This window comes from Helicobacter sp. MIT 11-5569, assembly GCF_000765695.2.
GTDB lineage: Bacteria > Campylobacterota > Campylobacteria > Campylobacterales > Helicobacteraceae > Helicobacter_D.
On record NZ_JRPB02000001.1, the window covers coordinates 117458 to 129318 of the forward strand.

The 11861-nt window shown below is 33.7% G+C and carries 7 protein-coding genes; 2 read left to right on the plus strand and 5 right to left on the minus strand.

Annotated elements, in window-relative coordinates; all coding sequences use genetic code 11:
* Positions 1-9: 9 nt before the first annotated feature.
* Genes LS70_RS00560 through LS70_RS00575 form a run of 4 tightly spaced genes read right to left on the minus strand, consistent with a single transcriptional unit; the run spans position 10 to position 7097 of the window.
* On the minus strand, positions 10-2976 hold the full coding sequence (locus LS70_RS00560; protein WP_034287173.1) for a type I restriction endonuclease subunit R: 2967 nt from the start codon (positions 2974-2976) through the stop codon (positions 10-12).
* A 2-nt stretch (positions 2977-2978) separates the two neighbouring features.
* Positions 2979-3908 (minus strand): hypothetical protein, encoded by a 930-nt coding sequence (locus LS70_RS00565; protein ID WP_034287175.1) that lies wholly within the window; start codon positions 3906-3908, stop codon positions 2979-2981.
* Positions 3909-3921: 13 nt separating this feature from the next.
* The gene (locus tag LS70_RS00570) at positions 3922-5193 is read right to left on the minus strand and encodes a restriction endonuclease subunit S (RefSeq protein WP_138109277.1); all 1272 of its coding nucleotides are present in this window, start codon (positions 5191-5193) and stop codon (positions 3922-3924) included.
* Positions 5190-7097: a type I restriction-modification system subunit M gene (locus LS70_RS00575; protein ID WP_034287383.1), complete on the minus strand. Its 1908-nt coding sequence runs from the start codon at positions 7095-7097 to the stop codon at positions 5190-5192. Before LS70_RS00575 ends, LS70_RS00570 begins: the two co-directional genes overlap by 4 nt.
* Before the next feature lie 153 nt (positions 7098-7250).
* On the opposite strand from LS70_RS00575, the gene LS70_RS00580 reads away from it, so the two are divergent.
* Positions 7251-8567: an aromatic amino acid transport family protein gene (locus LS70_RS00580; protein WP_034287386.1), complete on the plus strand. Its 1317-nt coding sequence runs from the start codon at positions 7251-7253 to the stop codon at positions 8565-8567.
* Between the two features lie 48 nt (positions 8568-8615).
* A complete protein-coding gene (locus LS70_RS00585; protein ID WP_442906982.1) occupies positions 8616-10004 on the plus strand; it encodes a DASS family sodium-coupled anion symporter in 1389 nt (462 codons plus the stop codon).
* On the opposite strand, the gene lepA is transcribed toward LS70_RS00585, so the two are convergent.
* Positions 10001-11791 carry a translation elongation factor 4 gene (gene lepA, locus LS70_RS00590; RefSeq protein ID WP_034288967.1) on the minus strand — a complete coding sequence of 597 codons (1791 nt, stop codon included), beginning with the start codon at positions 11789-11791 and terminating at the stop codon, positions 10001-10003. The genes LS70_RS00585 and lepA overlap by 4 nt on opposite strands.
* Positions 11792-11861 lie beyond the last annotated feature (70 nt).

Genomic DNA, 11861 nt, shown 5'->3' on the forward strand with positions numbered 1-11861 from the left:
GTAGAAATATTATAGAAGATTGTGTGATTTTGTATTAGAGCAAACCATTTCAAACATTGTTTGTGTGATTCTATTTTTAAATGCGTTATCATCATTAAATTGTTGAAAAAGTGCGAAATTTTCTTCTATAATATCTTGGAATTTTTCCTGCAAAATTGTTTCAAATTCTATGCGCAAATTTTGCCTATCAGAATTTTTTAAAGAATTTAAGATTCTCTCATCTTTTGCCATAGTGTTTTTGATATTGTGCAAATCTTTAACTATCTTGTCTCTTTCTTCAAAATCCATTCCAAATTTTTCATTAAATTCTTTTACAATACTTGAAAGCTCTTCTAGCTCTGTTTGTGGAGTTGCGCTTGAACCATCTGCTTGGGAAGGTTTTAACTCGCCATTTGCTTTAAGGATGATATTTTGACTTTTATCAAGCTGCACACGAAAGCTATCAAAATCTATATTTTTTAATATATCTTTTGCAAAATCATCAGCATTTGGAGGAGCAAGCTTAGTAACTAGCTTTTTTAATAAGATATAAAGTTTTTCAAGCTCTATATCTTCATAGGGCAAAATTTGCACAAGAAAAGAATAGGCTTTAAGATAAGTTTTTGCCTTAGTGTAAAATTCTTTTCTTTCATCTTCTTGCTTCCCATTAAAACGCCCCACCATAATATCAAGCTTAGGGTGGATAATATCTTCTTTTTCTCTGTTTAAAATTGCTTTGACAAAGGAATCTATTTCATCTTGAGTGTAGATTCCATATTCTGCTAGATTTGTTTTAAGGGTAAAGATTTGCTCATCTTCGGTTGCTTCACCTAAATAAGTTTGCTCATAAAAAGGCTCAAAAGCTTTGGCAATATCTTCATGTGTATTTACAAAATCAATCACGCAAGTATCTTCTTTGTTTGGGCAGGTTCTATTTAGTCGTGAGAGAGTTTGCACTGCATTGACGCCGCTTAAAGCTTTATCTACATACATTGTATGCAAAAGTGGCTCATCAAAACCGGTTTGATACTTTTCTGCGACAATTAAGAATTTATACTCATCTTTTTTAAATTCCTTTTTTAAAACACTTTCCCCAAAGCCATTTAACCCACTTTCGCTATAAGTTTCCCCATTTAAAGCCACTTCCCCAGAAAATGCCACAATAGCTTTAAAGTTTGGATAATTTGCCCTTAAATATTCCCTAAAAGCAAAGTAATAATTTATGGCATTTTTCCTTGAACTTGTAACCACCATTGCTTTTGCTTTTCCATTAATTTTTCTAAAAGTTTTATTGAAAAAATGCTCTATCATAATGCTAGATTTTTTCTTAATAGTTTCAACATTGCTAACAACATAGGCTTTTAGTTTAGCATTAGCCTTTTTCTTGTCATAAAGCGGATTCTCTTCTATGCGCGATAGGATTCTATAATAGCTTTTATAAGTCGTGTATCCTTGCAACACATCAAGGATAAATCCCTCTTCAATAGCTTGTTTCATTGGGTAGAGATGAAAGGGGATAAATTTCTTAGTGTTTTGTATTTCACAAGCTGTGCCAAAAAGCTCTAAGGTTGTTGGTTTAGGCGTGGCAGTAAAAGCAAAATAGGAAGCATTGGGTTGGAGCTTTTTATTTTTTATAATTTCTGTAATTTCATCTTCTATTGTAGTTTCTGTATTTTCTTGGGATTCCTCGTTTTGGGATTCGTCTTTATCTCTAATAACTTCCCCTAGTTTTTGTGCATTGCTTCCACTTTGGCTAGAATGTGCCTCATCAATGAGAATCGCAAAGGTTTTAGCTTTAAGCTGTGTGATTTCATCTAAAATATAAGGGAATTTTTGAATCGTTGTAATGATGATTTTCTTACCTTCTTCTAGGGCGTTTCTTAGTTGTCTGCTCCCTTGCGTTATGGCTTCAACGAGATTCTTATCTTGTGAAAAAGATTGCACATTTTCTCTTATTTGACTATCTAGGGCTTTTCTATCAGTTACGACAATGATAGTATCAAAGATATTTTGCATTTTGCCATTTTCTAATCTATGCAAACTTACAAGATTATGCGCAAGCCATGCAATAGAATTGCTTTTGCCACTTCCTGCGCTATGCTCTATAAGATAGCGTTGCCCCACGCCATTTTCTTTTGCGTCTAAAAGTAGCTTTTCTATTAAATCAAATTGGTGAAATCTAGGGAAGATAATTACTTCTTTATCATTTTTCTTAATAATTTGCACAAAATTAAAAATAAGATTTATTAAAGTTGCTTTGGTAAAAATTTTCTCCCACATATAAGCAGTTTTTATGCCCTCACTTAGCGGATTCCCTGCACCATTACTTAGCCCTATTTCTCCGCTTCCATTATTTAACCCACGATTAAAAGGCAAAAAGTAGGTTTTTTCTCCTTCAAGTTTGGTTGTCATAAAGCTTAAATCACTATCAAGCGCAAAATACACAATACAGCGATTTAAAAGGGGTTCTCTTGGGTTTCTATCTGTTTTGTATTGTTTGATTGCGTCATAAACATTTTGATGTGTAAAAGGATTTTTTAGCTCAATTGTAACAAGTGGGATTCCATTTAGAAAAAGCACTATATCTATGGAATCCTTGCTTTGTTGGCTAAAATAAAGTTGGCGAATGATTGAAAGGGTGTTGTGATTGTAGTTTTGCTCACTTTGTTGATTAAAATTCGTATTTGGCTTTGCGTAAGCTAAGAAAATTTTTATTCCTTTAACTTCTACACAAGTTTGCAAGGCTTTGACTATGCCTTTTTCTTTGATTTGGATTGAAACTTTTTTAAAAAATTCCTCTTTATAATTCTCTCCCAAACGCTTTTTAATCTCTTCTAATTTTTCGCTTTGTGTGGATTCTATAAAGCTTATAAAAAGCTCTTTATCTAAGCATAGATTCTTATCATAATCCCCGCTTACTCTTTTGATATAACCATTTTTAGAGAGTAAATATTCTTCTATAAAGCTTTCTAAGTCTTTTTCTTGGTAGTTTGACATTGTTAGTCCTTATTGTTGTCTTCTATTAAATCAAATAGGCTTGGTCCATTATATTTTTGTTTTTTTCTTTTTATGCCTTGTTTTGTTATTTGGATATTATTATTTTTCTCTACATCATAAACCTTCTTTACCCGATGTGATATTCTGATTTCTTCCCCGCAATCATCAAAAGTTCTACAAATTTCTAATTGACAAGTAATAATTGTGCCATTAATAAAATTATATTTTTGATTAATCACATCTCTTTTAAAGCCACTATCACCCATACTAAAATCTATCTTTTCTTTATTATAAATTCCTTTCCATTTAAATCTACCCTCTTTTAACACAGGAGATATAATTTCAATTTTTGCATCTTCAATAATATCTGTATCTTTATTTTCTCCAACAATAAAAGAATTAAAATCATTTCGCAGAACAATTACTTCGTTTGTATTAGTTTGATACCCGACTTGTTTAATCTTTTCATAATTTTTTGCTTTTTTATAAAAGTTCGATAATATTCTTCTGATTTTTGAATTTTGTTCAGGTTCTTGAAGTTTCTCTATAATTTTAGAGAAATCATCATTTTTAAGTTTTAATTCTCTGATTTGTTCTTCTTTTAAGAGATTATCTAATTTATTTCTTTTATATCCTCCCGTAAGGTAATGAATTGCGATTTTATTGAAAGCTTCTTTAAAAAAGAATGCGATAGCTATTGGGTAAATTGAATTGATTATTATAATAAAGTCATCTATCAGCCCTCCTTCTTCCCTAGCCTTGCTTTCTATTTTAATTTCAAGATTTAATAGTGTTCCTAATTCACTAATAAAACTTAAAAGCTCTTTTTCCATAGCGTTACGGATATGGGCATTCATAGAATGCGATTCATCATTAAAATAATAATGAATTTGCAAATTTTGTTTTTCAATATCCAAAGATTCTTTATTCATAACTACCTCTTTTCTATAAATTTATTCTTCCGCAGATGGCTTGGGATATAAGTGTGGTTTTGTATTCTTTGATAAGCTCTATTTGCTTTTTGGTTTTTTCTATAATTGTATCAATTTTGGCAATTTTAGAATCTAAAAATTGTGCGATTTCTTTTTGCTCTTGTAAAGGTGGGAATGGAACTGTAAAATTTTTAATATCATCTTGAGAAATTTGTCCAATTCCTATAGCCATAGAAAAATTGGTAATGGATTTCTTAAGTAAATCTGTTTGAAAAATCCAATAGAGATAATCATTAAACCGACTTCTTATAATAGCAGTAAAAGCACCAAATGATAAATCATTATCCATTATTTTAGCTGTTTTCCCTAAAAGATTATCACTTCCATTTCGCACGCACATTAGCAAATCCCCAATCAACGCAACTTGCTTTTCTCTAATCTGTTTAGAATTGACATAAATTAAATCTTGATAATTTATTTTACCATTTTGAATATTATTTGCGCGCAAAACTGGATACCCCTCATTTTTGTTATTGACAATTTCTTCTGGAACATAGACTAATCCTATATTTGTTGATATTACAAATTTTAACTTCCTAACTTCCCAATGTTTTGGGATTTTGCCTAGATATTTTATGCCGCTGTCTTTAAGTTCTGCTCTTTTGTCTAGTCCTTTTGTTACTGCTTCATTGATTAGGGCTTGTTTTTTCTCTTCTAAAAGTGTGATGAGCTTTTGCTTTTTGTCTATGAAATTTGAAATTTTTTCGCATTTTTTATCTAAAAATTCCGCGATTTGCTCTTGTTCTTTTAGGGGTGGATAAACAACTTTAATATTAAGTAATTCATCACAATTTAGAGTTGAGCGGACTCCTGTACCCAAATAATTAAAAATATGTTTTAAATACATATCAAAATATTGATAGTAAAAATATTTTGAAAAAATATTTTTCGCTGGAATTAACCTAATATAAGCTGAACTCATAATTCCAATTTTATGCACATATCCCACACGACTTGTTTTAATATTATCTAAATCTATAAGTTTGAAAACCAAGTCATCTTGCTGAAAAATTTGGTATGTTCTAAAGTCTAATGGATTTAAGCCATTATTATCATCAATATTTCTTTCAATTACACCTTCCATAGTTAAAGAAAGTCTTTCTTGACACTGCAAAGTAGAATTTAGAATCTTTTTATTTGAAAAAATAAAAGCTCCTCTGACTAAACCCCACTCCTTTGGAATCTCCCCCAACCACTCTATACCACTATCTTTAAATTCTCTCATTGCATAATCTCTTTTAAAAGATTCTGTATTTGGGATTCTAATTCTTGCAAGTCTTTATCTATCTCATTTAGGCTTCTTGGTGGAGTGTAGGTGTAGAAGTATTTGTTAAAAAGGATTTCATAGCCTATTTCCGCGCTTTCCCACGCTATCCAAGAGTTTGGCACATAGGGCTTGACTTCATTTTCATAGTAGCTTTGAATCTCTACTTTAAGCGGGATTTTTTCTGTGTTGTTAGTTTTATCAGAATCTATTAAAAGGTTTTCTTCGCTCTTTTTAAGCTTTATGCCTAGAAAATCAAAAAATTCTTTTCTATCTTTGAAATTTCTAGGGTTTTGCTCTAAATTTTGGAGTTTTTCTAAAATTTTTTCTTTATTTGAAAGCTTTGCAAACTTTTCATCATCTTTTAGGGATTGCGTGCTTTTTGGTCTTTCTATTACGATTTTGGTATAGCCAAATTCTGCATTATCAAAGATTTTGCAATCTTTGCAAGAAGTATTGCCCAAAAATAAATCAGTAATTGCCTCTATGTGGGATTTTTGCATTTCATTTTGCTTTGAGCCAAGAGATTTTTTCATTTTAGTGTAGTAGGAATCGCTTGTGGCGTTGATAAGCTTTATTTTGCCCTTTTCTTTCTTTTTGTTTGTGATAATCCAAATAAAAGTAGGGATTGCGGTGTTATAAAACATATTTGTTGGCAAGGCGACAATGGCTTCTAAAAAGTCGTTTTCTATAATGTGCTTTCTAATTGCCACCATACCGCTATCACTATTAAAAAGTGAGCTTCCATTATGCACGCTAGCTATGCGCGAACCTAAGGGGGTATCAAATTTCATTTTTGAGAGCATGTTTAGCAAAAACATCATTTGCCCATCACTTTTGCTTGTGATACCGATTTGGAATCGCGGGTCGGCGCAACTTGTTTTTGAGCTTTTCTTGTCAATGTTTAGTATTTTTTGGTCATTTTCCCATGATTTGCCATAAGGAGGATTTGTAAGCATAAAATCAAATTTTAAATGCCCTAACTTATCATCACTTAGTGTTGAGCCGTATTTGATATTGTCGGGATTTTCACCTTTTATTAGCATATCAGCTTTGCAAATCGCGTAAGTTTCTGGGTTTATCTCTTGTCCATAGAGATGAATTGTTGCTTGTGATTTAATCAAGCCTTGCGGGTCTGTGATAAATTCTTTGGATTCTGTGAGCATTCCGCCACTCCCGCAAGCATTATCATAGATGAGAAAAGTGCCTTGCTTGATTTGCTCTTTTAGGGGTAAAAATAAAAGATGTGTCATAAGCTCTATAATCTCTCGTGGTGTGAAGTGTTCGCCTGCTTCTTCATTGTTTTCTTCATTGAATCTGCGGATTAGCTCTTCAAAGACATAGCCCATACCAAGATTGCTAAGCCCTTTATGAATAACATTGCCTTCTTTATCCAAAATAGGATTGATTGAAAGGTTGATTTTAGGGGAGCAGAATCTCTCTATCACGCCAAAGAGAATATTTGCGTCTTCTAGGGTATCAAGCTGGTTTTTGAATTTGAATTTTGCAAAAATGTCTTTGATGTTTTCGCTAAAAGAATCAAGGTAGTTTTCAAAATTTATTCTTATGTTTTTAGGGTCACTTAAAAGGCTTTCTAGTGTGAAGTTGGAATAATTGTAGAATCCCATATTGCTACCATTTTTGCCACTAAGTATGGAATCTAAATTTCCTAGCTTGTCTTTGTAGGTGTTGTAAGTTTTTATCACTTTGTCTTTTGTGGGTTCTAAGAGGACATCTATTCTTCTAAGCAAGGTCATAGGCAAGATTACATCGCGATATTTGCCTTTGACATAAACATCGCGGAGCAAATCATCTGCAACACTCCAAATGAAATTGATGATAGGTTGGAACTCGTTAGCGTTCATTGTTGTTTCCTAATGCTAATATTAAAATTTTTAGTTTGTTTTTTGATATTAAATTAAACTAATTATACTATAACTTGATGGTTTAGAGTTTTCACATAGCTTTGCTTTAAATCAAGTGTGTTACAATGCTAAAATTTAATTTTGGGAATGGTGATGAAAAGTTTAAAATGGACACAATTTGATACGCGCTGGATGTTATCACTTTTTGGCACAGCAGTTGGAGCTGGGATTTTGTATTTGCCTATTAAAGCAGGCTCTGGGGGAGTTTTTCCTGTTTTGGTCATGGCATTTATTATTTTTCCTATGGTGTTTTTAAGCCATAGGGCATTAAGCCGCTTTGTCTTGCAGGCAAGTGGAAATGATAAAGATATTACTTATGCAGCAGAAGAGTATTTTGGGCGAAAAGTTAGCCTTTTTATCGCAATTTTGTATTTTTTTGCTATCTTTCCTATTTGTCTTGCGTATTGTGTTGGAATCACAAATACTTTTGAAAATTTTATTTATAACCAACTTTTGCCCCTTTTAAATGTAGATGGTGCATTTGCACAATGGCTAAATAGCATTTATCAGATTAAAGATGTTAATGGTAAAAAGATTATTGCACTTTTTCCTTTTTATCGTGCGATTCTTGTATTTGTTTTAGTTAGTGCTTTTATGGTGATTATGCTATTTAGTGAAGAGATTATTACAAAAATTTGTGAATGGCTAGTTTATCCGCTTTGTATTATCTTGTTTGCCTTTTCTTTATATTTGATTCCGCATTGGTCTTTTGATTTTGTCGCGATTCCAAATGTAAAAGAATTTTTGACAATCATTTGGCTAACGCTTCCTGTTTTGGTTTTTTCTTTTAACCACTCTCCGGCAATTTCTACTTTTTCTTTAAATGTAAAAAAAGAATATGCAACAATCTATGAGAAAAAAACAAGTGAAATTTTGTTTGCAACTTCTAGTATGTTGCTTGTTTTTGTGATGTTTTTTGTGATTTCTTGCGTGTTGTCTTTAAATCCAGAAGAATTAGCAGACGCAAGAGCGCAAAATATTCCGATTCTTTCGTTTTTTGCAAATAAATTTGAGAATCCTTGGATTGTGTATAGTAGCCCTATTATCGCATTTTTAGCAATTTCAAGTTCATTTTTTGGGCATTATTTTGGAGCAAGAGAAGGTGCGTATGGGGTTGTTAGAAAAGCTTGCAAACTTTTTGGCGATAAAGAACCTAATTTAAAGCTTATTCGCTTTTTTAGCGGTCTTGTTATGTATGTTGTAATGCTATTTGTTGCTTTTTATAATCCTAGCGTTTTAGGGTTTATTGAAAACTTAGGTGGTCCAATCATTGCGGCAATCTTATTTATAATGCCTATTGTGGCGATTTATATGGTTTCAAAGTTAAAGAAATTTCAAAATAAATTTTTGGATACATTTGTGTTTGTAACAGGAATCTTGACGATTGTTACAGTGATTTATGTTTTTTAATTGTGCTAAATAAAAGTGAAAAGTTTTTAAGAATGAAGGTAAAGTGAGATGATGCAGAGAGATTTTATACTTAAGCGCGCTTTAATAATTTTAGTCTTAGATATTTGCTTATTTGCGATTCTTTATTATCTTTTGCCTTATTCGCGCAATGAAAATTTAGGAATTTGCCTTTTGGTTTTTGTTGGAATCTTATGGCTAACAGAAGCTATGCACGTAAGTTTAACGGCACTTTTGGTTCCGGTTTTATCGATTCTTTTAGGTTTGCAAGATACAAATGCAGCACTTAGCACTTTTGCAAATCCAATTATCTTTTTATTCTTTGGTGGATTTGCACTTGCTACTGCTTTGCATATGCAAGAGCTTGATAAGCTAATTGCGCAAAAACTCATTATTCTAGCAAAAGGTAGAGTGAAAGTCGCTGTTTTTATGCTGTTTGCTGTAACTGCAATGCTTTCAATGTGGATTAGCAATACTGCCACTGCTGCTATTATGCTACCTCTTGGGCTTGGAATCTTAAGTAATCTTAGCGCGCAAGAAGACAGGAGGACATTTGTTTTTGTTTTGCTAGGAATCGCATATAGTGCTAGTATTGGGGGGTTTGGGACATTGGTTGGTAGCCCTCCAAATGCGATTGCAGCTTCATCACTTGGCATTGGGTTTTTGGAGTGGATGAAGCTTGGAATCCCTTTTATGTTAGTAATGTTTCCTAGTTGTTTATTTATTTTATATCTTGTTACAAAGCCAAATTTAGATGAGCGTTTTTCTATGCAATTTGAAAAAATGGAATGGAATCTCCATAAAACACTGACGATTTTTATTTTCTTAGGAATGGCGATTGCGTGGATTTTTAGTAGTAAAATTAATGTTTGGTTGGGTGGTATTCAAGATATTGATGCGATGATTGCGCTTATCGGTGCTGTGGTTATTGGGTTAAGTGGCACTGCGTCTTGGAAAGAAATCCAAAAAAACACAGATTGGGGAGTTTTATTTTTATTTGGTGGAGGGCTAGCACTTGGTGGAATCATTAAGGATTCTGGAGCAGGTGCTATAATGGCAAATACTATTGCAAAAGCACTTGGAATGGGGGAATTTGGTGTTAATGTTTTAGGGATTGGGAGTTGGATATTAGTTATTGCTGCTTTGGCTATTTTTATTATTTTGCTCACAGAATTTACAAGCAATACAGCAAGTGCAAGCCTTTTGATTCCTATTTTTGCATCTTTGAGTGCTGCACTGAATATGCCTGATTCTATTTTAACTTTAGTTATTGGATTTGGAGCGAGTTGTGCCTTTATGCTTCCCGTAGCAACTCCGCCAAATGCAATCGTGTTTGGAACGGGTCATATTAAACAAAGCGAGATGGTAAAAGCTGGGTTTTGGCTTGGCGTTTTTTCTGTATTTATGCTAATTATTTTTGCATTATTTGTTTGGAGTTAATCAATCTTCAAAACCGCTAAAAAGGCTTCTTGTGGTAATGCAACCTTGCCGATTGCTTTCATACGCTTTTTGCCTTCTTTTTGCTTTTCAAGTAATTTTCTCTTACGCGTAATATCCCCACCATAACACTTTGCAGTAACATTTTTGCCCATAGATTTGACGGTTTCTCTCGCGATGATTTTATTGCCGATACTTGCTTGAATAGCGACTTCAAAAAGCTGTCTAGGAATAATCTCTTTCATAGCTTCTACTAGCTCTTTGCCACGCTCATAAGCTTTAGATTTTGGCACAATGATACTAAGTGCATCGACAACTTCATTTGCCACGCGAATATCTAATTTTACCAAATCGCCTTCTTGATAGCTAATTGGCTCATAATCAAAGCTTGCGTAGCCTTTTGTGCAGGATTTTAGTTTGTCATAAAAATCCATAACAATTTCATTTGTTGGAATCCAATATTCTAATAAAACGCGTGTTTCTTGCAAATATTCCATTTTTTTTTGGATTCCGCGTCTTTTGTTTAAAAGCGTGATGATATTACCCAAAAACTCGCTAGGGACGATGATTGTCGCACGCACATAAGGTTCTTTGATTTTTGCAATTTTTTGTTCTGGCGGTAGTTCGCTTGGGTTTTGAATCCAAACAACTTCTCCGTCAGTTTGAATCACCTCATAAACCACAGTTGGCGCAGTAGCGATTAAATCAAGTCCAAATTCTCTCTCTAACCGCTCTTTAATCACTTCCATATGCAAAAGCCCCAAAAACCCGATACGGAATCCAAAACCTAGCGCAACAGAAGTTTCAGGCTCATAAGTCAAACTAGAATCATTAAGTTTTAATTTATCTAGCGCATCGCGCAAATCTTCAAATTTATCGGTATCAATCGGATAGATTCCAGCAAATACAAAAGGTTTAGCAGGTTCAAACCCTGCAACAGGCTCTTTTGTGCGCACTTTAAAATCTGTCATCGTATCGCCTACTGCAATATCTGTTACATTTTTAAGCCCTAAAATTACGATTCCAATCTCTCCGCTGCGAATGATTTTTGTTTTTTCTTGACGCAATGGGTGGGGATACATCAGCCCTAAAACTTCGTGATTCTTGCCACTTCCCATAATATAGAGATTCTGCCCTACGGAGATATTGCCATCTATGACGCGCACAAGCGCAAGTGCGCCCAAATAATTATCAAACCACGAATCATAAATTAACGCCTTTGTTGGAGCATTTACATCGCCGCTTGGCGCAGGGACTCTCTCTACAATCGCATTGAGCAATTCTGTGATTCCAATATTTGCCTTTGCGCTCACTTGTAGAGCATTTGCGCAATCTAGCCCGATAGTTTGCTCAATCTCGTGCGTTACGCGCTCAACATTTGCAGCAGGCAAATCAATTTTATTTAAAACAGGGATAATTTCAAGGTTATTATCTAGTGCGATATACACATTTGCAATCGTTTGGGCTTCCACGCCTTGACTTGCATCTACAACAAGCAATGCGCCTTCGCAGCTTGCAAGAGAGCGGGAGACTTCATAGCTAAAATCCACATGACCGGGAGTATCAATAAGGTTTAAAATATAATTTTCACCTTTATAATGGTAGTTTAGACGCACGCTTTGGGCTTTGATTGTGATTCCACGTTCTTTTTCAATCTCCATTGTGTCCATAACCTGCGCACTCATTTCGCGCGCACTAATTGCACCGCAAGCTTGGATTAAGCAGTCTGCGAGAGTGGATTTTCCATGGTCAATGTGTGCAATAATAGAGAAGTTGCGAATCTTTTGCATAGCGTCCATAAAATTTAAACCTTCAAAAATCAATTTAGAGGCAAAATCTTAGCAAATTTACACTTAATAT